The sequence below is a fragment of the Blastococcus sp. TF02A-30 genome (assembly GCF_003319185.1).
Lineage (GTDB): Bacteria > Actinomycetota > Actinomycetes > Mycobacteriales > Geodermatophilaceae > Blastococcus.
The window spans coordinates 455,859-477,391 of sequence record NZ_QOHJ01000002.1 but is presented as its reverse complement, the minus strand read 5'-3'; the positions used below and the strand labels follow the sequence as shown (position 1 = coordinate 477,391).

The following is a 21,533-nucleotide window of genomic DNA, read 5'->3' as shown; positions in this document are numbered from 1 at the left end:
GTCGCGGGGGCTCCCGCGACCGTCGACCGGGTCTCCGCCATGTGCGGCGTCCCCCTCTTCCCCCTCGTACCGGACCGGCACCGTGGTGCGATAACCCGCCCGGCTCCCCCTACTCCTTCAGCGCACCCCGACCACGGAGGCCAGGGCTGCGGACAACCGAACCGGGTCGTGCCGCGGCGCCCCGTCGAGCTCGGCGACCGGCGCCAGGAGGAGCTCGGCGCCGCACTCGCGCACCGCAGACAGGAGACCACGGCGGTCAACAACCGAATCCGCGTCCGCGATGACGGTGTGCAACGCCACCCCGCGCAGGTGCGCCTGCAGCACCGCCACGTGCTCCTCCGGCGAGAAGCCGTCGGTCTCCCCCGGCTGCGGCTCGAGGTTCAGCACCACCACCACCCGCGCGCTGGTCGCGGCGAGCGCTGCCCGCAGCTGCGGCACCAGCAGGTGCGGGAGGACCGAGGTGTACCAGGACCCCGGGCCCAGCGTCACGACGTCGGCCGCCGCGATCGCGTCGAGCACCGCGGGGTTGACCGGCGGATCCGGAGGTGAGACGACGATCTCGCGCACGTGGCCCGGGGTGGAGGCGATCGCGACCTGCCCGCGGATGGTGCGGAAGCGGGCCGGATCGTCGGGATCGGTGCTCTCGACGTGCGCGACCAGGTCCAGCGGCACGTCGGCCATCGGCAGCACCCGCCCGGCGCAGCCGAGCAGGTCCGAGAGCCGGTCGAGCGCGGCGACGGTGTCGCCGCCGTGCATCTCCACCAGCCCGGTGAGCACCAGGTTGCCCACCGGGTGACCGGCGAGCGCCCCGGTGCCGCCGAAGCGGTGCTGGAGCAGGTCGGCGACCAGCCGGGTGCGGTCGTCCTGCCCGGCCAGGGCGGCCAGCGCCATCCGGAGGTCACCGGGAGGGAGGACCGGCATCTCCCGCCGGATGCGCCCGGAGGAGCCGCCGTCGTCGGCGACGGTGACCACGGCGGTCAGGTGCGGGGTGATCCGCCGCCAGGCCGCGAGCGAGGCGGCCAGGCCGTGGCCGCCCCCGAGCGCGACGACCCGCGGCGCCTGCGAGCCGCCCACTACTCGCGGCCCAGGTCGCGGTGCCGGGCGACGGCGGCGATGCCGTCGGCGGACAGCCGGCGGGCGAACTCCTCGGCGATGGCCACGCTGCGGTGCTTGCCACCGGTGCAGCCGACCGCGAGCGTCAGGTAGCGCTTGCCCTCGCGGCGGTAGCCCGGCACGAGCAGGCGCAGGACGTCGCTGTAGCGGTCGAGGAACTCCTGCGCCCCCTCCTGGCCGAGCACGTAGTCGCGGACGTCGGCGTCGCGCCCGGTGTGCGGCCGCAGCTCCGGCACCCAGTGCGGGTTGGGCAGGAAGCGGGCGTCGACGACGAGGTCGGCGTCCAGGGGCAGCCCGTACTTGAACCCGAAGCTCATGACCGTGGCGGTGAGCGGCGGCGTGGCGCCGTCGCGGGCGAAGGCGTTCTCCAGCGTGGCCCGCAGCTGGTGCACGTTGAGGTCGCTGGTGTCCACCCAGAGGTCGGCCTCGCCGGCGATGCCGGTGAGCAGCGACCGCTCCGCGGAGATGCCGTCGATGAGCGTGCCGTTGCCCTGCAGCGGGTGCTCGCGCCGGTTGGACTCGTACCGGCGCACCAGCACCTCGTCCCGGGCGTGCACGTACACCACCCGGGGCCGGTGCCCGGCGTCGGCCAGGGTGCGGATGGCCTCCTCCAGGTCGCTGGAGAAGGCCCGGCTGCGGACGTCGACGACCGCGGCGAAGCGGCGGAGGTCGCCGCGCGCCCCGAGCTCCACCATCGGCAGCAGCAGCGCCGGCGGCAGGTTGTCGACGACGAACCAGCCGAGGTCCTCGAGGACCCGCCCGGCGCTGTTCTTGCCGGCTCCGGACAGGCCGGTGACGACGACGACCTCGAGCGGCTGGGTCTCGGTGCTCGCCGGGTCGAGAGGAGGGGCGACGTCGGTCTGCGGCCCGGTCACGAGGCCACCCGGCCGACCTCGGCGGTGGACCCCGCGCCGTCGGCGGGCGTGCCGCGCTCGGCGGGCCCCTGCGGCGCGGTGGTGGACTCCACGGGCTCGGCGATCGCCGCCTGCACCGCCTCGGCGGTGCGCCGGCCGATGCCCGGCACCGCCATGAGCTCCTCGACCGTGGCGGCACGCAGCCGCTTGAGCGATCCGAACTGCTTCATCAGGGCCTTCCGCCGCGCCTCCCCGAGACCGGGGACGTCGTCCAACAGGGAGACCAGCATGCTGGTCGACCGCTTCTGCCGGTGGTACGTGATCGCGAACCGGTGCGCCTCGTCGCGCACCCGCTGCAGCAGGTACAGCGCCTCGGAGGTGCGCGGCAGGATCACCGGGTCGCTCTCGCCCGGCAGCCACACCTCCTCCATGCGCTTGGCCAGCCCGCAGACGGCGACGTCGACGATGCCGAGCTCGTCCAGCGACCGGGCGGCGGCCGCCACCTGCGGCGCTCCGCCGTCGACGACCAGCAGGTTCGGCGGGTAGGCGAACCGGCGCGGCCGGCCCTCCTCGGCGGCGACGCCCTGCTCGTCGCGCCGGTCCTGCTCCTCCTTGAGGTGCCGGGCGAACCGCCGCCGGACCACCTCGGCCATCGCCGCGGTGTCGTCGGTTCCGTTGGTGACGCTGAACCGGCGGTAGTCGGACTTCTTCGCCAGGCCGTCCTCGAACACCACCATCGACGCCACCACGTTGGTGCCCTGCACGTGGCTGATGTCGATGCACTCGATGCGCAGCGGGGCGTCGGGCAGCTCGAGCGCCTCCTGGAGCTCCGACAGCGCCAGGGAGCGGGCGGTGAGGTCGCTGGCCCGCTTCACCCGGTGCCGGACGAATGCCTCCTTGGCGTTCTTCTCGACCGTCTCGAGCAGCGCCCGCTTGTCGCCGCGCTGCGGGACCCGCAGCGAGACCCGGCTGCCGCGCAGCTCCGAGAGCAGCTCCTCGTAGACGTCGGCGTCGGCGGGCAGCTCGGGGACCAGCACCTCCTTGGGCACCGACTCCCCCGACTCGACGAAGCCGGTCTGCTCGTCGACGCCGCCGTACACCTGCAGGAGGTACTGCTCCACCAGCTCGCCGGTGGTGACCTCCTCGACCTTGTCCACGATCCAGCCGCGCTGGCCGCGGACCCGCCCGCCGCGGACGTGGAAGACCTGCACCGAGGCCTCGAGCTCGTCCTGCGCGAAGGCGACCACGTCGGCGTCCGTGCCGTCGCCGAGCACGACCGCCTGCTTCTCCATGGCCCGCTTGAGGGCGCCGAGGTCGTCACGCAACCGGGCGGCCTTCTCGTACTCCATCGCCTCGGCGGCGGCGGTCATGTCGCGCTCGAGCCGCTTCATCATCTGGTCGGTGCGCCCGGCCATGAAGTCGCAGAAGTCGTCGACGATCTCGCGGTGCTCCTCGGCGGAGACCTTGCCGACGCACGGGGCGGCGCACTTGCCGATGTAGCCCAGCAGGCAGGGCCGGCCGATCTGCCCGGCCCGCTTGAAGACGCCGTTGGAGCAGGTGCGGGCCGGGAAGACGCGGGTGAGCGTGTCCAGCGTCTCGCGGATCGCCCAGGCGTGGGCGTAGGGGCCGAAGTAGCGGACGCCCTTCTTCTTGGGCCCGCGCATCACCTGCAGCCGGGGGTACTCCTCGTTCAGCGTCACGGCCAGCGACGGGTAGCTCTTGTCGTCGCGGTACCGGACGTTGAACCGGGGGTCGAACTCCTTGATCCAGTTGTACTCGAGCTGCAGCGCCTCGACCTCGGTGCCGACGACGGTCCACTCGACGCTCGACGCGGTCGTCACCATCTGGCGGGTGCGCGGGTGCAGCCCCGCGACGTCGGCGAAGTAGCTGTTCAGCCGCTGCCGGAGGCTCTTGGCCTTGCCCACGTAGATGACCCGGCCGTTGGGGTCGCGGAACTTGTAGACGCCCGGGCTCTCGGGGATGGAGCCGACCGCCGGGCGGTACGTCGACGGGTCGGCCATGGCTCCAGATTAGGTCGCGGGTGCGACACGCCGCCCGCCCCGGGGCTCGTGCGCCCCGCCCGTCACACCGTCCGACCGCGGGAGAGCGGCGCACGACGGAGCGGGCCCCCGTCGGGGGCCCGCTCCGGGCGGTCGGTCAGCGGTGGCCGGCGGTCACCCGACCGGCTGCGAGCGGCGCACGGGCACGCCCCGGGGCACCCGCGCGGCCACGGCGGACGCACCGCGGACGGCGAGCCGCACGCCGCGCCGCACCAGCAGCGCCGCAGCCAGCACGCCGATCGGGACGGCGACGAGGTCGAACGCGTCGGCCACGACGTCCTTGGTCACGACGAGGAGCGCGACACCGAGCAGCCCGACGAGCACGACGGCGGAGAGGAGCCCCGAGCCGGGCTTGCCCTTCCCCTGCCACGGCTGACCGCAGTGGCTCATGTCCGGATCGCAGTCGGGCGTCAGCGTGCTCATCGCGGTCCTCCTCGACGACTCGTCACCCAGCGGAGGCCCGTGAGTGGCGTCGGTCACATCCAGGGTAGGCCGGATGTGGCGAACAGCACAAGCGCAGCGGGCCGCGAGGTCGGGCGGTCAGTCCCCCGGCGCGCTCTTCACCGCCAGGATCGGGCACTCGACGTCCAGCAGGATCCGCTGCGCCGCGCTGCCCATGAGCAGCTTGCCGACCGCGGTGCGCCGGCGCAGCCCGATCACCAGCAGCTCGGCTCCCGTCTCCCGGACCACGTCGGCCAGCTCCTCGGCGACGTCGCGACCGCGCACCGGCTGGCGCAGCTCGGCCGGCACCCCGGAGACGGTCAGCTCGTCCTGCAGCCGGCGCAGCGGCTCGCCCTGCACGAACCGCTCGTCGACCAGGGCATCCCCGCGCGACGAGTTGACGACGACGAGCCGCGCCCCGCGCCGCCGGCACTCCTCGACGGCGTGCTGCAGCGCGGCCTCCCCGCGCGGGCCCGGCACGAACCCGACCACCACCACCCCGGAGCTCACCGGTCCTCCTCCTCCTCCTCGTCGTCCCCGCGGCCCCGCCCGGCGGGCACCCGGTGCTGGAGCGTCCCCTCCTGCTGGAGCTCCTCCGGTGTGGACCGGGGGCCGCGGACCAGCCGCAGCACGATCGGGCCGACCAGCGCGAGCAGCACCAGGCCGAGCACGATGCGGCTCACCCAGCTCTCCACCAGGACGCCGAGGTCGCCGCCGCTGATGGCCAGCGCGCGCCGCAGGTTGGTCTCCGCGATCGGCCCGAGGATCAGCCCGATGACCGCCGGGGCCACCGGCCAGCCGTAGCGGCGCATGAAGAAGCCCAGCAGCCCGATGACCAGCAGCAGCACCAGGTCGAGCGGATCGGCGTTGACCGCGTACGAGCCGAGCGAGGCGAACATCAGGATGCCGGCGTAGAGGTAGGGCCGCGGGATGCGCAGCAGCTTCACCCACAGGCCGACCAGCGGCAGGTTGAGCACCAGCAGCATGAAGTTGCCGATCAGCAGCGACGCGATCAGCGTCCACACCAGCGGCGACTCGGTGGTGAGCAGCGTGGGCCCGGTCTGGATGCCGTAGCCCTGGAAGGCGGCCAGGATGATCGCCGCGGTCGCCGACGTCGGGATGCCCAGGGTCAGCAGCGGGACCAGCACGCCCGCCGCCGCGGCGTTGTTCGCCGCCTCCGGCCCGGCGACGCCCTCGATCGCGCCCTTCCCGAACTGCTCCGGGTGCTTGCTCAGCTTCCGCTCGGTCGCGTACGAGAGGAACGTGGGGATCTCCGCGCCACCGGCGGGCAGGGCCCCGAACGGGAAGCCGAACGCGGTGCCGCGCAGCCAGGGCTTCCACGACCGGCGGAGGTCCTCGCGGGTGAACCACGACCCCGACGCCCCCATCACCTGCACCGGGCCGCGCCGCAGCCGGGAGGCCACGTAGAGCGCCTCGCCGACGGCGAACAGCGCCACCGCCACGACGACGACGTCGATGCCGTCGGAGAGCTGCGGGACGCCGAGGGTGAACCGCTCCTGCCCGGTGAGGACGTCGGTGCCGACCAGCCCCAGGTAGAGGCCGATGCCCAGCGAGGCCAGGCCGCGCAGCGGGGAGGCGCCGAGCACCGTGGCGACGGCGACGAACGCGAGGACGGCGATCGCGAAGTAGTCGGCCGCGGTGATGCCGATGGCCAGGTCGACCACGGTCGGGGCGACGAGGGCGAGGAGCAGCGTGGCGATGGTGCCGGCGACGAACGAGCCGAGCGCCGCGGTGGCCAGCGCCGCGGCCCCCCGCCCGGCTTTCGCCATCTTGTTGCCCTCGAGCGCGGTCATGATCGAGCTGGACTCGCCGGGGGTGTTGAGCAGGATCGACGTCGTCGACCCGCCGTACATGCCGCCGTAGTAGATGCCGGCGAACATGATGAACGCGCTGGTCGGCTCCAGGACGTAGGTGACCGGCAGCAGCAGCGCGACCGTCATCGCCGGCCCGATGCCGGGGAGCACGCCGACCGCGGTCCCCAGCAGCACGCCGAGCAGCGCGAAGAGCAGGTTCTGCGGGGTCAGCGCGTCGCCGAGACCGCCGACCAGGTCGCCGAGGGCGTCCATCAGAACCAGTCCGTCGCCCACTCGAGGAGCGTGCCGCCGGGCAGCGCCACGTTCAGGGCCTTGACGAAGACGATCCAGACCACGACCGCCGCGATGCCCCCGGCGATCAGCGGCCGGACGATGCCGCGCGCGCCCAGGGCCCACGCGACCGTGGCGAACATGAGCGTGACGGCCAGCGGCCAGCCGACGACGTTGATCAGCAGCGCGTGGGCGAGGAACGCGACGGAGATGATCGCGACCGCCTGCCAGGAGGTGCCCGCCGTCGGGTCGACGTCCTCGCTCTCGTCGGCCGGGCCCTGGTCGCCGCGCCACACCCGCACGCCCAGCGCGATGCCGGTGGCCAGGACGACGCCGCCGACGAGGTAGGGGAAGAACCGCGGCCCCACCTGGTTCGACGATCCAGGCACCGCGATGCTGCCGGCGTCCAGGACCAGGTACAGCCCCAGGGCGGCGAGCAGGCCGGCCATCACCAGCTCGCCGGTGTTGCGGCCCGGCTGCTCCCCGGGAGGCGTCGGCTCCGGCGCCGCGTCCGGCGGCAGCCCCTGGGCGGTGCTCACGAGATCAGGCCGATCTCCTGCAGGATCTGCCGCACGCGCGTCTCCTCCTCGGCCAGGAACTCGCCGTACTCGTCGCCGGTCAGCAGCTGGTCGTCCCACCCGTTGTTCTCCAGCGCCTCGGCCCACTCGTCGCTGTCGTGCATGTCGACGACGAGCTGGATCAGGTCCTCGCGGGCGGAGTCGGTCATGCCCGGCCGGGCCATCACCCCGCGCCAGTTGGAGACCTCGACGTCGAAGCCGGACTCCACCAGCGTGGGGACGTCGGGCACCTGGTCGGAGCGCTCGGCGGTGGAGACGGCCAGCCCCACCAGGTCGCCGCCCTGCACCTGAGGGCCGTAGTCGGCGGTGCCCGAGATGCCGGCGGCCACCTGCCCGCCGAGCAGCGCGGACAGCGACTCGCCGCCGCCGGAGTACGGGATGTAGTTGATCAGGCCGGGGTCGATGCCGGCGGCCTGGGCGAGCAGCCCGGCGAGGATCTGGTCGGTGCCGCCGGCCGAGCCGCCGGCGATCGGGGTGCCGGCCGGGTCGGCCCGCCACGCCTCGACGAACCCCTCGAGATCGTCGAACGGCGCGTCGGCGGCGGCGACGATCAGCTCGGTCTCGCCGATCAGCCGGGCGATGGGGGTCACGTCGTCGAGCCGGGTCTCCGACTCGTTGGTGTCGACGGCGCCCACCATGACCAGGCCCATCATCATGAGCAGCGCGTCGTCGTCCTCGCGGCCGAGCTGCCCGAGCCCGATGACCCCGCCGGCGCCCTCGATGTTGAACACCTGCACGTTGCGGGCCAGCCCGGAGCTCTGGATCACCCGCTGCATGACGCGGGCGGTGGTGTCCCACCCGCCGCCGGGGCTGGCCGGCGCCATGATCCGCAGCCGGGAGAGGTCACCGGGCTGCACGACCGTCCCGGCGCAGGCGGCGAGGCCCCCCAGCAGCGGCGCGGCCACGGCACCGGCGAGGAAGGACCTGCGGGACAGCGGCACAGCGGTCGAACCTCCCGGTCTCTCAGGACGTGGCGTCAGTCCACTCCTGTCGCCCCCCGGGCGCCACCCGACCGGGACGGCGACGGCGCCCGCCCCGGGATGCGGGGAGGAGCGCCGTCGTCGTGCTCAGCTGGCCTTCTTGCGGGCCCTCTTCTTCGGGGCTGCGGCGGCCGCGACCGCCTCGGGGTCGAGCATCTTCGCCAGGTACCGGCCGGTGTGGCTCTCGGGCACCGAGGCGACGAACTCCGGCGGGCCCTCGGCCACGACCGTACCGCCGCGGAACCCGCCCTCGGGGCCCATGTCGATGAGCCAGTCGGCGCTCTTGATGACGTCGAGGTTGTGCTCGATGACGATCACCGAGTTGCCCTTGTCGACCAGGCCCTGCAGCACCATGAGCAGCTTGCGGATGTCCTCGAAGTGCAGGCCAGTGGTCGGCTCGTCGAGGACGTAGATGCTGCGGCCGTTGGAGCGCTTCTGCAGCTCGCTGGCCAGCTTCACCCGCTGCGCCTCACCGCCGGAGAGCGTGGTCGCGGGCTGGCCGAGCCGGACGTAGCCCAGGCCGACCTCGGTGAGCGTCCGCAGGTAGCGGGCGATCGACGGGATGGCCTCGAAGAACTCCGCGGCCTCCTCGATCGGCATGTCGAGGACCTCGGCGACCGTCTTGCCCTTGTAGTGCACCTCGAGGGTCTCCCGGTTGAACCGGGCGCCCTTGCACACCTCGCAGGGCACGTAGACGTCGGGCAGGAAGTTCATCTCGATCTTCAGCGTGCCGTCGCCGGAGCACGCCTCGCAGCGGCCGCCCTTGACGTTGAAGGAGAACCGCCCGGGCTGGTAGCCGCGGATCTTCGCCTCGGAGGTCTGCGCGAACAGCTTGCGGACCTGGTCCCAGACGCCGGTGTAGGTGGCCGGGTTGGACCGCGGCGTGCGGCCGATCGGCGACTGGTCGACGTGCACGACCTTGTCGAGGTGCTCCAGGCCGGTCACCGTGCGGTGCCGGCCGGGCACCAGCCGGGCGCGGTTGAGCTCGTTGGCCAGGACGCTGTACAGGATGTCGTTGACCAGGCTGGACTTGCCCGAGCCGGAGACACCGGTGACCGAGACCAGCACGCCGAGCGGGAAGGTCACGTCGACGCCGCGCAGGTTGTTCTCGCGCGCGCCCTTGACGACCAGCTCGCGGCCCGGGGTCGGTTCGCGGCGCTTCTCCGGGATCTCGATCTTCTTCCGCCCGGACAGGTACTGCCCGGTGATCGACCGCTCGCTGGCCAGCAGCTCCGCCACGGTGCCGCTGACGACCACCTCGCCGCCGTGCTCTCCGGCGCCGGGGCCGATGTCGACCACCCAGTCGGCGACCTGGATGGTGTCCTCGTCGTGCTCGACGACGATGAGCGTGTTGCCCATGTCGCGCAGCCGGACGAGCGTCTCGATCAGCCGGGTGTTGTCGCGCTGGTGCAGGCCGATCGACGGCTCGTCCAGCACGTAGAGGACACCCACCAGGCCGGAGCCGATCTGGGTGGCCAGCCGGATGCGCTGCGCCTCCCCGCCCGCGAGGGTGGCCGCGGGACGGTTGAGCGAGAGGTAGTCCAGGCCGACGTCGACCAGGAAGGACAGCCGGGCCTGGATCTCGCGGAGCACGCGGTCGGCGATCGCCTTCTCCCGCTCGCCCAGCTCCAGGGCGCCCAGCCACTGCGACGCCTCGCCGATGGACAGGTCGGTGACCTCGGCGATCGAGCGGTCGTTGAGCTTCACCGCGAGGATCTCCGGCTTGAGCCGGGTGCCGTGGCAGACGGGGCACGGGACGTCCCGCATGTAGCCCTCGTACTTGTCCTTCATGTACTCGCTGTCGGTGTCCTCGTGCCGGCGCTCGAGGAAGGGCAGCACGCCCTCGAACGCGGCGTAGTAGCTGCGCTCGCGGCCGTAGCGGTTCTTGTAGCGCACGTGCACCTGGTCCGGCGAGCCGTGCAGGATCGCCTTCTGCACCTTGGCCGGCAGCCGCTCCCACGGCTCGTCCATCGAGAAGCCGATCTGCTGCGACAGGCCGGTGAGCAGCCGGGTGAAGTACTCGTTGCTCATCGACGTCGACCACGGGGCGATGGCGCCCTGGGCGAGGCTCTTCTCCGGGTCGGGGACGACGAGCTCCGGGTCGACCTCCTTGCGGGTGCCGATGCCGGTGCACTCCGGGCAGGCGCCGAACGGCGAGTTGAACGAGAACGAGCGGGGCTCGAGCGCCTCGAAGGACAGCCCGTCGTCGACGCACGCCAGGTGCTCGGAGAAGGTGCGCTCGCGCTGCGGGTCGTCGTCGGGCAGGTCGACGAAGTCCAGGACGACGAGTCCGCCGGCCAGGCCGAGCGCGGTCTCCACCGAGTCGGTGAGCCGCCGCTTGGCGCTCTCCTTGACGGTGAGCCGGTCGACGATGACCTCGATGGAGTGCTTCTCCTGCTTCTTGAGCTTCGGCGGCTCGGTCAGCGAGTGCACGGTGCCGTCGACGCGGACGCGGGAGAAGCCCTGGGTCTGCAGCGAGCTGAACAGGTCGACGTACTCGCCCTTGCGCGCGCGGACGACCGGGGCGAGCACCTGGAACCGGGTGCCCTCCTCCATGGCGAGCACCTGGTCGACGATCTGCTGCGGGGTCTGCCGGGAGATCGGCTTGCCGCAGTTGGGGCAGTGCGGCTGGCCGGCGCGGGCGTAGAGCAGGCGCAGGTAGTCGTAGACCTCGGTGATGGTGCCGACGGTCGACCGGGGGTTGCGGTTGGTCGACTTCTGGTCGATCGAGACCGCCGGGGACAGCCCCTCGATGAAGTCGACGTCGGGCTTGTCCATCTGGCCCAGGAACTGGCGCGCGTAGGCCGACAGCGACTCGACGTAGCGGCGCTGGCCCTCGGCGAAGATCGTGTCGAACGCCAGGCTCGACTTCCCGGAGCCCGACAGCCCGGTGAACACGATCAGCGCGTCGCGCGGGAGGTCGATGTCGACGTTCTTGAGGTTGTGCTCTCGGGCGCCGCGGACGACGAGCCGGTCCATGTGATCCCTGTCGGTCGCTGTGGGTGGGTGTGGCAGAGGCGGTGTCGCGAGGCTGGCTGCTGCGGACGACGTGCGGTGGCGTGGCATCGCTGCTGGTAACGCCGCCACCCGCCGTGGTCGTCCGCCCCCGCGGTGTGAGCTGCGTCGGCGGGGAGGCCGGGCTCAGGTCGCGGCGGCCATCGGCGCGGTGGGGTCGAAGACCGGCGCGTAGCGGCGCCACGGAAGCAGGCGCTCCAGTTCTCCGGCGATCCAGAGTAGCCGCGCCTCGGCGCCCGGGGGGCCGACGAACTGGGCGGCGAGCGGCACCTCGGGAGCGGTCCGCACGCCGGCCGGCAGGACCAGCGCGGGGAGGCCGGCGTAGTTCCAGGCCGCCGTCCACGGTGCCCACCGGGCGTTGGCCGTCACGTTGGCCAGGAAGCCGCGCTCGTGCCAGGGCCGGGCCGGCAGCGGCGGGCCAGTCGTGACGGGCGTGAGCAGCAGATCGACGTCGTCGAAGAAGCCGGTCATGCGCTCGCGGAAGCGCTCCTGGGCCGCGGGCCGGACCAGCCCGGCCCGGCGGACGAGCCGGCCGATGCGGGCGTGCGTGCGGCTGCGCGGCTGGAGCGCCGCCCGGTCGAGCCCGAGGTGCTCGGCGTCGTCCTCCGCACCCGCCATCCAGCGGGCGAGCGCCCCGGCCGCGGCGCCGGGGGTGATCGGGGGGTCGCGGCGGACGACGGTGTGCCCGGCCGCGGTGAGCGCCGCGACGACCCGCTCGACGGCGGCCAGCGCCTCGCGGTCGGCCCGCACGCCGGGCACCGGCGAGGTGGTGCTGACGGCGACGCGCAGCGGCCGCGTGAGGTCCGCCGGCGCGGCCCGCTCCTGGCCGGCCAGGACCGCGTGCGCCACCGCGAGGTCGGCGACCGTGGTGGCCAGCGCGCCGTTCTCCGCCATCCCCGACCAGCTGTCGAACCCGATCTCGGCCGGGACGACGCCGCGCCCGGGCTTGAGGGTGACCAGGCCGCACGCCGCCGCGGGCAGCCGCAGCGAGCCCATCCCGTCGTTGCCGTGGGCGAGCGGGACCGATCCCGAGGCGACCGCCGCGGCGCTGCCGCCCGAGCTGCCGGCCGGCGAGCGCGCGGTGTCCCAGGGGTTGCGGCTCACCGCGCCCGGCCCGTCGGTGGCCGCGTAGAGGCAGAGCTCCGGCGCGTGCGTGATGCCGACGACCACCGCGCCGGCCTTGCGCAGCCGGGTGACGACCGGGTGGTCCTTGGCCGCCACCTCCTGCCGGCACGCCGGGGAGCCGTCGGTGATCACCTCGCCGGCCACGGCCACGTTGTCCTTGACCGCGATCGGCACCCCGGCCAGCGGCAGGGCGAACCGGGTGAGCGCGGTGTCGACCGCCCGGGCCTCGGCCAGCGCCGCCTCGCGGCGCAGCACGCGGAAGGCGCCGACCCGGGCGTCGACCTCGTCGAGGTGCTCGAGGTGGGCGCGCACGACGTCGACCGCCGTGACCTCCCCCGAACGCACGAGGGCCGCGATCTCCGTGGCCGGGAGACCGACGGTCCGACGTGCGCCGACAGCTCCGCTAGCGTCCATGCCGCCGACCGTAACGGCGGACGCCGACAGTTTCCGAACGGAGGCCTGATGAGCCCGTACACCGGTGACGTCGAGGTCGGGGGTCCCGCCGACGTGCGGGAGCTCCCCGGGCTGACGATCAGCAAGCTGGCCGTGAGCGAGATGGCCAACAACGCCTACCTGCTGCGCTGCACCGCCACCGGCGAGCAGCTGCTGGTCGACGCGGCCGCCGAGCCGGACGCGCTGCTCGCGCTGGTCGGCGACGGCGGCCTGCGCACCGTCGTCACCACGCACGGGCACTGGGACCACCACCGCGCCCTCCCCCGGGTGGTCGAGGAGACCGGCGCGGAGACCGTCGCCCACCCGGCCGACGCCGCCGACCTCCCCGTGCCGGTGCGGCGGCCGGTCGAGCACGGCGACACCGTGGCCGTCGGCGAGCAGGTGCTCGAGGTGGTGCACCTGCGCGGCCACACCCCCGGCAGCATCGCCCTGGTCTGGCGCGGCCCCGGCGACGCGGGCACGCACGTCTTCACCGGCGACAGCCTCTTCCCCGGCGGGGTGGGCAACACCCAGCAGGACCCGGCCCGGTTCGCCAGCCTGATCGACGACGTCGAGCAGCGGCTGTTCGACGTCCTGCCGGACGACACCTGGGTCTACCCCGGCCACGGCAAGGACACGACCCTCGGCGCGGAGCGGCCGCACCTCGGCGAGTGGCGGGCCCGCGGCTGGTGACCGCTGCTCAGCGCACGTCGTAGGTGCTCTGCACCGCGCCGCCGGCGAACGACTCCGTGCGCCGGTGCGCCAGCCGGATGTCGCCGGCCAGCGGCCCGAACGGCGTCAGCCCCGTGCCGATCAGCACCGGCACGCGGGTGAGCGTCAGCTCGGAGACCAGGCCGGCGGCGAGGAAGCTGTGCGCCGTACGGCCGCCGTCGACGTACACCTTCCGGTAACCGGCCGCCGAGAGCGCGGCCACGGCCTCCTCGAACGAGCGGTGCACGGTGATCCGGGTGTCGGCGCCCTCGGGGAGCGTCGTGCTGAGCACGTGCACCGGCTTGCCCTGGTACGGCCACTCCGCCATCGGCGCGATGACGTCGTAGGTCGACCGGCCCATCACCAGGGCGTCGACGCCGGAGACGAATTCGGCGAACCCGAAGTCGCCGCCCCCGCCGTCGTCCGGCGGGCCGCCGGCCTCGTCGCCGCCGGTGAGCCAGGAGAGGTCGCCGTCGAGGCGGGCGATGAACCCGTCGACGCTCATGCCGAGGTAGATGGCGGCGGAGAAGGAGGCATCCATGCCGCCACCCTGGCGCACGGGTACGACAAGTTCAGCCCTCCGCGTCCTCCTCCTCGAACGCCTCGACCAGCTCGTCCGGCGTCCCGGGCTGGTACAGCGGCAGCACCGACACCGCCCAGTCGGGACGGCGCTGGTCCACCCCCACGGCGAGGTCCCAGGCGGCCCGGGCGCTGAGCGGCCCGAAGCACCCCTCGTCGCCGTCCTTCCCCACCGCGATCTCGACGAGCCACGAGTCGGAGAGGTCGGCGGCGAGCTCGGCGAAGTCCGGATCGGCGTCCTCGGCGGGCTCGGGAGCGTCGGCGAGGACGGGGTAGATGAGGGCCATCCCCCGACGCTAGGCCCCCGAGCCCTCCAGCGGGAGGTCGACGGGTTGGTTGCAGCGACTGCAACGACAGCTCAGCGGACCCGCGTCGTCCGCACGCTGAGCGGTTCGGCGCCCTCCGGCTCCTCGTCGGGCGACGTCGCGTCCGGGACCGGCACGACCAGCTCCGCCGTCGCCGGCCCGGGGTTCTGCGGTGTCGGCAGCCAGCGCGCCCACCACCTGAGGACGTGCTCGAACCGGGCGAGCCGGTGCCGGGGCCGGCCCGAGCGGGACAGCTCGTGCCCCTCCCCCGGGAAGAGCAGCAGCTCCGAGGGGACACCGCGCCGCTTGAGCTCGACGTAGAGCCGCGCCCCCTGCTCGAGGGGGCAGCGCCAGTCCTCCTCGGAGTGGATCACCAGCGTGGGCGTGGTGATCGCGGCCGCCGCGGCCATCGGGCTCTGCGCGGCCACGCGCTCGGGATCGGTGCCCACGTACTGGTCGGGGAAGACCCAGCCGATGTCCGAGGACCCGACGAAGCTGACCGGGTCGGTGAAGGCGCGCTCGCTGATCGCCGCGGCGAACCGGTCGGTGCGGCCGATGAGCAGGGTCGTCAGGTAGCCGCCGTACGAGCCGCCCATCACGCCGACGCGGTCGGCGTCCAGCGCCGGGTCCTCGAGCGCGGCGTCGAGGAAGGCCAGCACGTCGTCGGCGTCCACCGTGCCCATGGCCTGGCGCACCGCCCGGCCGTGCGCGGACCCGTAGCCGGAGGAGCCGCGCGGGTTGCACTGCACCACCGCGTAGCCGGCGGAGACGTAGACCTGGGTCTCGTCGAACAGCGCCCAGCCGTACTGGGCGAACGGGCCGCCGTGGATGGTGAGGAGCACCGGGTGCGGACCGGGACCGGGCGGCGTGGTGACCCAGCCGTGCACCGGGTAGCCGTCGGGCGCGGTCGCCGTGCGCTCCCGCATGCGGCGCACCCGGCCCGTCGCCCCCAGCTCGGCGCCGAAGCCGGTCAGCAGCCGGCGCCCGCCCCCGGACAGCGCCACCAGCTCGCCCGCCGACCGGTCGTGCGCCACGGTGGCGACGACGACGCCGCCGGCGGCCGCGAAGCCCCGCACGGTGAACGGCCCGTCGACCAGCACCTGCGGCGGGCCGCCGTCCAGGGGCACCCGCAGCAGCTCCACCGCGCCGCGGCGCTCCACGCCGACCAGCACCGCCCCGTCGGCCAGGACCGTGCCCGGGGTGCCGTCGCCCCGGTGGTGCTCCGCGGGGTCGAGCAGCGGCTGCAGCGCGCCGTCGTCGGCCACCCGGCACGGCACCGCCTGGCGGGCGACGAAGTCGACCCCGTCCGGGCCGAGGTCCGGGACGGCGGTGACCACGAGCGTGCCGTCGGGCGCGTAGGTCGGGTGGCTGCAGTCACCGCGCGAGCCGGTGCGCCGCCGCAGGCCGGACCCGTCGACGCCGATCTCGTGGACGTCGTGCACCAGGTCGCGGTCCGCGCGGGGGTGCCGCGCCGAGACGAACGCCAGCGCCGCGCCGTCGGGGCGCCAGGTGACGTCGGTGCAGTCGGCGTCGCCGGTGGTCACCTGGACCGGCTCGGGCGCGTCGTCGTCGCGCAGGTCGGCGGGCAGGTCGAGGACGAAGACCTGGCTGGGCCGGTCGAGCAGGAACCCGACGCCGTCGCGCCGGTACTGCAGCGTGGTGATCAGCCGCGGCGCCTCCGCCTCGGGGCCGACGCCCTCGGTGGTGCCGTAGCGCCCCGGCTCCGGCACGCGGGCCGTGTAGGCCAGCCGGCGGGAGTCCGGCGACCACACCGGGACGCCGGCGCCCAGCGGGTGGTCGGTGAGCCGGCGGGCCTCCCCGCCCGCGGTGGGCAGCACGTGCACCTGCGGCTTGCCGCCCTCCTCCGCGCCGAGGAACGCCAGCCACCGGCCGTCCGGTGAGAAGGACGGCGAGGCGTCCCGCGTGCCGCTGGAGATGGGGCGGGGCTGCGCCGACCCGTCGGTGGGCACCGCCCACAGCCGGCCGCGGTACTCGTCGGCGTCGAGGTCGGGGCGGCCGACCGCGACGACGGCGATCCGGCCGTCCGGGGAGACGGTCGGCACGCCCGGCGTCCGGAGCAGGTCGAGGTCGTGCGGGCGCATGCCGCCGACGCTAGCCGAGCGGTTCCGGAGGGCCGGCGGTCAGCGCCCGGCGCGCCCCTCGCTCGACTCCTCGGCGATCCGGCTCTCGGCGGCCGCGGCGGCCTCGGGGCCACCGGTCGGCACGGACTCCGCCGTCTCCCGGTCGACCGAGGGCGCACCCGGGGAGGCCAGCTGCCCGCGGGTCTTGAGCAGGCTGGCGACGGTCGCGAGCACGAGGACGCCCAGGATGATCGTGAGCGACAGCCAGATCGGGATCTCCGGCACGCTCTCCAGCGGCTCCCGGTGCCCGGCGAAGGGCAGCTGGTTCTCGTGCACCGCCTCGAGGATGAGCTTCACGCCGATGAAGGCGAGGATCACGGCCAAACCCAGCGACAGGTACACCAGCCGCTGCAGCAGGCCGCCGAGCAGGAAGTACAGCTGGCGCAGCCCCATCAGGGCGAAGACGTTCGCGGTGAAGACGATGAACGGCTCGCGGGTCAGGCCGAAGATCGCCGGGATGCTGTCCAGCGCGAAGATCAGGTCGGTGGTGCCGAGCGCCAGGATGACCACGATCATCGGCGTCCACATCTTCCGGCCGCCCTCGGTCACCCGGATCTTGGCGCCGTGGAAGTCCTTCGTGATCGGCAGGACCTTGCGCATGCGCCGGATGAAGGCGTTCTCCTCGTACTCCTCGTCCTCGCCGCGGTGCCGGACCAGGTTGATCGCCGTGTAGATGAGGAAGGCGCCGAAGACGTAGAAGACCCAGACGAAGCGCTCGATGACCACCGCGCCCAGCAGGATGAAGATCCCGCGCAGGACCAGCGCGATGATGATGCCGATCATCAGCGCTTCCTGCTGGAACTTCCGCGGCACCCCGAAGCGGGCCATGATGATCACGAACACGAACAGGTTGTCGACCGAGAGCGAGTACTCGGTCAGCCAGCCGGCGTAGAACTCCGTGGCGTACGTGCCGTTGGTGAACGCCAGCATCAGCAGGCCGAAGACCAGGGCCAGCCCCACGTAGAAGCTCACCCACAGGCTGGCCTCCTTGATGGAGGGCTCGTGCGGGCGACGGGCGACGATGGCCAGGTCCGCGAGCAGCAGGACCGTGAGCCCCACGAACGTCGCGACCTCGAACCAGACGGGGAGCTCCACGGGCGCTCACTCTACGGGGCGCCCCGCCACCCGGCGTGGTGGCGGACGGGCGGCGGATCCCCGGTGGGGACGGCCACGCCGTCCCCACCGGAGCCGGCGGTCTAGTGCCGGGGAGCGGGCGCGTCCGTTCCGCGCTCCGCGTCGGTGGGGCCGACGGCGTCGGCCACCTCCCCCGCCTGCGGGGCGTCCGGGACGCCCGGGGCCAGCGGCGCGTCCGGGGCGACGACGTGGGTCGCGGCGTGCTCGGCGCGGTCCCGCTTGCTCTTGGCCAGGCTCGCCACCGTGGTCACGACCAGGGTCACCAGGATGACCGACAGCGACAGCCAGGTCGGGATCTCCGGGACCACCGTCACGTGCTCACCGCCGTTGATGAACGGCAGCTCGTTGGTGTGCAGCGCGTGGATGACCAGCTTGGCGCCGATGAAGCCGAGGATGACCGCCAGGCCGTAGGAGAGGTAGACCAGCCGGTCCAGCAGGCCGTCGATGAGGAAGAACAGCTGCCGCAGGCCCAGGAGGGAGAAGGCGTTCGCGGTGAAGACCAGGTAGGTCTCCTGGGTCAGGCCGAAGATCGCCGGGATCGAGTCGACGGCGAAGATGACGTCGGCGGTGCCGATGGCCAGCAGCGCGATCGCCAGCGGGGTGATGAAGCGCTTGCCGTCGATCCGGACGGTCATCCGGTCGCCCTCGTACTGCTCCGTCGTCGGCAGCACCCGCCGGGCGAACCGGAGGACGGCGTTCTCCTCGAAGTTCTCGTCGTCGTGGCCGCCGCTGCGCGCCTGCACCCAGGCGGTCCAGATCAGGATCGCGCCGAACAGGTAGAAGACCCAGCTGAAGTTCTCGATGGCCGCGGCGCCGACGAGGATGAACACGGTCCGCAGCAGCAGCGCGAACGTGATGCCGAACAGCAGCACCTTCTGCTGCAGCTCCCGTGGCACGCCGAAGCTGGCCATGATCAGCACGAAGACGAACAGGTTGTCGACCGAGAGGCTCTTCTCGGTGATGTAACCGGCGAAGTACTCGCCGGCGTATCCGGCACCCCAGCCCCACAGGACCAGGACGCCGAAGACCAGGGCGATGCCGACGTAGACCGCCGACCAGATCGCCGATTCACGCAGCGTCGGGGCGTGCGGCGTGCGCACGTGGCCGACGAAGTCGAAGACGAGCATGCCCACGATCAACCCGACCGTGACAGCCCACACCCAGAAGGGCACGTCCAACGTAGGAACCTCCGGAACTGGCAGACGTCAGCAACCGGAGGTCTCTCCCACCGCCCTGAGGGCGGCCGACCGGCCGGGGATCACGGGATCCCGTACTGACGACGCGGTCGCGGCGGGATACTCCCCTCCACGAACCGGGGACGCGCATGCCGTCATGGCCGCACGTCCCGTGTGGTTCAGGGGGTGCAACGCACCGGCCGCCCGCCGAGTTCCCGGAGTCCCCAGAACGTCGGGGCCGGTCGGCCGGTGAGCGTTCCATGCGGCGATGTGCGACTGCGGCGCCTTCCATGGTCGGAAGACGCCGCGGACGCACACCGTCCAGGACGGGACGCCGCCGCTAGGCGTGCGCGGCGTCGAACTGGCGCAGCTCCTTCTTCAGCTCGTTGAGCTCGTCGCGCAGCCGGGCGGCCACCTCGAACTGGAGCTCGCGCGCGGCGGCGAGCATCTGGTCGTTCATCTGGGTGATGAGGTCGGCCAGCTCCGCCCGCGGCAGGCCCTGCACGTCGATCGAGCCGGCCTTCGCCTTGCCCTTCGACGACAGCCCGGGCACCGGCGCCTTGCCGCGCGACTGCTGCCGACCCGACCCGCCGAGCAGCTCGGTGGCCGACTCGGCGTCGTCCGCGGCCTTGTAGATGCCGTCGAGGATGTCGACGATCTTCTTGCGCAGCGGCTGCGGGTCGATGCCGTGCTCGGTGTTGTAGGCGATCTGCTTCTCGCGCCGGCGGTTCGTCTCGTCGATCGCCTGCTCCATGGACGGGGTGATCTTGTCCGCGTACATGTGCACCTGGCCGGAGACGTTGCGCGCCGCCCGGCCGATGGTCTGGATCAGCGACTTGCTCGACCGGAGGAAGCCCTCCTTGTCCGCGTCGAGGATCGCCACCAGCGACACCTCGGGCAGGTCGAGGCCCTCGCGCAGCAGGTTGATGCCGACCAGCACGTCGTACTCGCCCTGCCGCAGCTCGCGCAGCAGCTCCACCCGGCGCAGCGTGTCGACCTCGGAGTGCAGGTAGCGGACCTTGATGCCCATCTCGAGCAGGTAGTCGGTGAGGTCCTCGGCCATCTTCTTGGTCAGCGTGGTGACCAGGATCCGCTCGTCCTTCTCGGTGCGGACCCGGATCTCGTGCACCAGGTCGTCGATCTGGCCCTTGGTCGGCTTGATCACGACCTCGGGGTCGACCAGCCCGGTGGGGCGGATGACCTGCTCGACGACCTCGCCCTGGGTGCGGCCGAGCTCGTAGTCGCCCGGCGTCGCCGACAGGTAGACGGTCTGGCCGATCCGGTCGGTGAACTCCTCCCACTTCAGCGGGCGGTTGTCCATGGCCGAGGGCAGCCGGAACCCGTGCTCGACCAGCGTCCGCTTGCGGCTCATGTCGCCCTCGTACATGCCGCCGATCTGCGGCACGGTCACGTGCGACTCGTCGATGACGAGCAGGAAGTCGTCGGGGAAGTAGTCGATGAGGCAGGCGCCGGCGCTGCCGGGCGCCCGGCCGTCGATGTGCCGCGAGTAGTTCTCGATGCCGGAGCAGAACCCGACCTGGCGCATCATCTCGATGTCGTAGGTGGTGCGCATGCGCAGCCGCTGCGCCTCGAGCAGCTTGCCCTGCTTCTCCAGCTCCGCCAGCCGCTGCTCGAGCTCGGCCTCGATGTTCGTGATCGCCCGCTCCATGCGCTCGGGGCCGGCGACGTAGTGGGTGGCGGGGAAGACGAACAGCTCCTCCACCTCCCGCACGACCTCACCGGTGAGCGGGTGCAGGTAGTAGAGCCGCTCGACCTCGTCGCCGAACATCTCGATCCGGACGGCGAGCTCCTCGTAGACCGGGAAGATCTCGATCGTGTCGCCCCGCACCCGGAACGTGCCGCGGGTGAAGGAGAGGTCGTTGCGGGTGTACTGCTCGGTGACGAGGGTGCGCAGCAGCTCGTCGCGGTCGCGCTCCTCCCCCACCGAGATCTTCAGCGCCCGGTCGACGTACTCCTCCGGCGTGCCCAGGCCGTAGATGCAGGACACCGTGGCGACCACGACGACGTCGCGCCGGGTGAGCAGCGCGTTGGTGGCCGAGTGCCGCAGCCGCTCGACCTCCTCGTTGATCGAGGAGTCCTTCTCGATGTAGGTGTCGGTCTGCGGGACGTAGGCCTCGGGCTGGTAGTAGTCGTAGTACGAGACGAAGTACTCGACGGCGTTGTTCGGCAGCAGCTCGCGAAACTCGTTGGCCAGCTGTGCGGCCAGGGTCTTGTTGGGCGCCATGACCAGCGTGGGCCGCTGCACCTGCTCGATCAGCCACGCGGTGGTGGCCGACTTGCCGGTGCCGGTGGCGCCGAGGAGGACGACGTCCTTCTCCCCCGCGTTCACCTTCTCGGCGAGGGCCTTGATGGCCGTCGGCTGGTCGCCCGAGGGCTCGAACTCGCTGACGACCTGGAAACGGCCCTGCGTGGGCCGGAGGTCGGTGGTCGTGCGCACGGAGACGAAGGTACGACGCACCTGTGACAGAACGGGTGGCTGCGCGTGCTGGGACTGCGTGGCCGCCGGGGTGCGCGGAGGTACTTGTCCTGCCCCCGGCGCTCCCCCTAGCGTGCTCCGTCGCAGGAGCGGTCACCATCGGGGACCAGCGCCACCCGGGATCCCGGGCGAGGTCGGACCCCGCTGCGCGTGCTCCCCGGCCAGGGCCCGGGCGCCGCGCAGGTGCCCGCCCCGGCGGCCGGGACGCTGCGGCGTCCCGGCCGGACCTGCGCACGACGCCTCCCGCGGCCCGGCCGCGGGAGGCGTCGTCGCACCGCCTGCTGCGCA

General features: G+C 73.0%; 17 protein-coding genes. 1 reads left to right on the top strand and 16 read right to left on the bottom strand.

Annotated features, from left to right (window positions below; translation table 11 throughout):
- Positions 1–117 precede the first annotated feature (117 nt).
- The 10 genes from yvcK to DQ241_RS06565 all read right to left on the bottom strand — a co-directional run bounded on the left by yvcK (position 118) and on the right by DQ241_RS06565 (position 12,685).
- Entirely contained in the window at positions 118–1,074 is a 957-nt protein-coding gene (gene yvcK, locus DQ241_RS06610; protein ID WP_113829349.1) for a uridine diphosphate-N-acetylglucosamine-binding protein YvcK, read from the bottom strand.
- The gene (gene rapZ / locus DQ241_RS06605; RefSeq protein ID WP_113829348.1) at positions 1,074–1,988 is read right to left on the bottom strand and encodes an RNase adapter RapZ; all 915 of its coding nucleotides are present in this window, start codon (positions 1,986–1,988) and stop codon (positions 1,074–1,076) included. The genes yvcK and rapZ overlap by 1 nt, the downstream gene beginning before the upstream one ends.
- Positions 1,985–3,988, bottom strand: coding sequence for an excinuclease ABC subunit UvrC (uvrC, locus tag DQ241_RS06600; protein ID WP_113829347.1), 2,004 nt, complete (start codon positions 3,986–3,988; stop codon positions 1,985–1,987). Before uvrC ends, rapZ begins: the two co-directional genes overlap by 4 nt.
- A gap of 153 nt (positions 3,989–4,141) precedes the next feature.
- Positions 4,142–4,450: a hypothetical protein gene (locus DQ241_RS06595; protein WP_113829346.1), complete on the bottom strand. Its 309-nt coding sequence runs from the start codon at positions 4,448–4,450 to the stop codon at positions 4,142–4,144.
- 117 nt (positions 4,451–4,567) lie between these two features.
- Positions 4,568–4,978, bottom strand: a complete 411-nt coding sequence (locus DQ241_RS06590) for a universal stress protein (RefSeq protein WP_199584141.1) — start codon at positions 4,976–4,978, stop codon at positions 4,568–4,570.
- A complete protein-coding gene (locus tag DQ241_RS06585; protein ID WP_233492261.1) occupies positions 4,975–6,576 on the bottom strand; it encodes a tripartite tricarboxylate transporter permease in 1,602 nt (533 codons plus the stop codon). The genes DQ241_RS06590 and DQ241_RS06585 overlap by 4 nt, the downstream gene beginning before the upstream one ends.
- Positions 6,555–7,112 (bottom strand): tripartite tricarboxylate transporter TctB family protein, encoded by a 558-nt coding sequence (locus DQ241_RS06580; protein WP_113829344.1) that lies wholly within the window; start codon positions 7,110–7,112, stop codon positions 6,555–6,557. Before DQ241_RS06580 ends, DQ241_RS06585 begins: the two co-directional genes overlap by 22 nt.
- On the bottom strand, positions 7,109–8,092 hold the full coding sequence (locus DQ241_RS06575; RefSeq protein ID WP_113829343.1) for a tripartite tricarboxylate transporter substrate binding protein: 984 nt from the start codon (positions 8,090–8,092) through the stop codon (positions 7,109–7,111). The genes DQ241_RS06580 and DQ241_RS06575 overlap by 4 nt, the downstream gene beginning before the upstream one ends.
- A gap of 126 nt (positions 8,093–8,218) precedes the next feature.
- Positions 8,219–11,110: an excinuclease ABC subunit UvrA gene (gene uvrA / locus DQ241_RS06570; RefSeq protein WP_113829342.1), complete on the bottom strand. Its 2,892-nt coding sequence runs from the start codon at positions 11,108–11,110 to the stop codon at positions 8,219–8,221.
- Between the two features lie 162 nt (positions 11,111–11,272).
- Positions 11,273–12,685 (bottom strand): amidase, encoded by a 1,413-nt coding sequence (locus DQ241_RS06565; protein ID WP_113829341.1) that lies wholly within the window; start codon positions 12,683–12,685, stop codon positions 11,273–11,275.
- A gap of 48 nt (positions 12,686–12,733) precedes the next feature.
- Here DQ241_RS06565 and DQ241_RS06560 point away from each other — a divergent pair, with 48 nt between their 5' ends.
- Positions 12,734–13,396: an MBL fold metallo-hydrolase gene (locus DQ241_RS06560; RefSeq protein ID WP_113829340.1), complete on the top strand. Its 663-nt coding sequence runs from the start codon at positions 12,734–12,736 to the stop codon at positions 13,394–13,396.
- Between the two features lie 7 nt (positions 13,397–13,403).
- Here DQ241_RS06560 and DQ241_RS06555 read toward each other — a convergent pair whose 3' ends face one another.
- The 6 genes from DQ241_RS06555 to uvrB all read right to left on the bottom strand — a co-directional run bounded on the left by DQ241_RS06555 (position 13,404) and on the right by uvrB (position 21,206).
- Entirely contained in the window at positions 13,404–13,955 is a 552-nt protein-coding gene (locus DQ241_RS06555; RefSeq protein ID WP_113829472.1) for a dihydrofolate reductase family protein, read from the bottom strand.
- A gap of 31 nt (positions 13,956–13,986) precedes the next feature.
- Positions 13,987–14,280 (bottom strand): hypothetical protein, encoded by a 294-nt coding sequence (locus DQ241_RS06550; protein ID WP_113829339.1) that lies wholly within the window; start codon positions 14,278–14,280, stop codon positions 13,987–13,989.
- Positions 14,281–14,351: 71 nt separating this feature from the next.
- On the bottom strand, positions 14,352–16,400 hold the full coding sequence (locus DQ241_RS06545; protein WP_113829338.1) for a S9 family peptidase: 2,049 nt from the start codon (positions 16,398–16,400) through the stop codon (positions 14,352–14,354).
- A 39-nt stretch (positions 16,401–16,439) separates the two neighbouring features.
- Positions 16,440–17,534 carry a TerC family protein gene (locus DQ241_RS06540; RefSeq protein WP_113829337.1) on the bottom strand — a complete coding sequence of 365 codons (1,095 nt, stop codon included), beginning with the start codon at positions 17,532–17,534 and terminating at the stop codon, positions 16,440–16,442.
- A 101-nt stretch (positions 17,535–17,635) separates the two neighbouring features.
- Positions 17,636–18,745 (bottom strand): TerC family protein, encoded by a 1,110-nt coding sequence (locus DQ241_RS06535; RefSeq protein ID WP_233492281.1) that lies wholly within the window; start codon positions 18,743–18,745, stop codon positions 17,636–17,638.
- A gap of 343 nt (positions 18,746–19,088) precedes the next feature.
- Entirely contained in the window at positions 19,089–21,206 is a 2,118-nt protein-coding gene (gene uvrB / locus DQ241_RS06530) for an excinuclease ABC subunit UvrB (RefSeq protein ID WP_113829335.1), read from the bottom strand.
- Between the last annotated feature and the right edge of the window lie 327 nt (positions 21,207–21,533).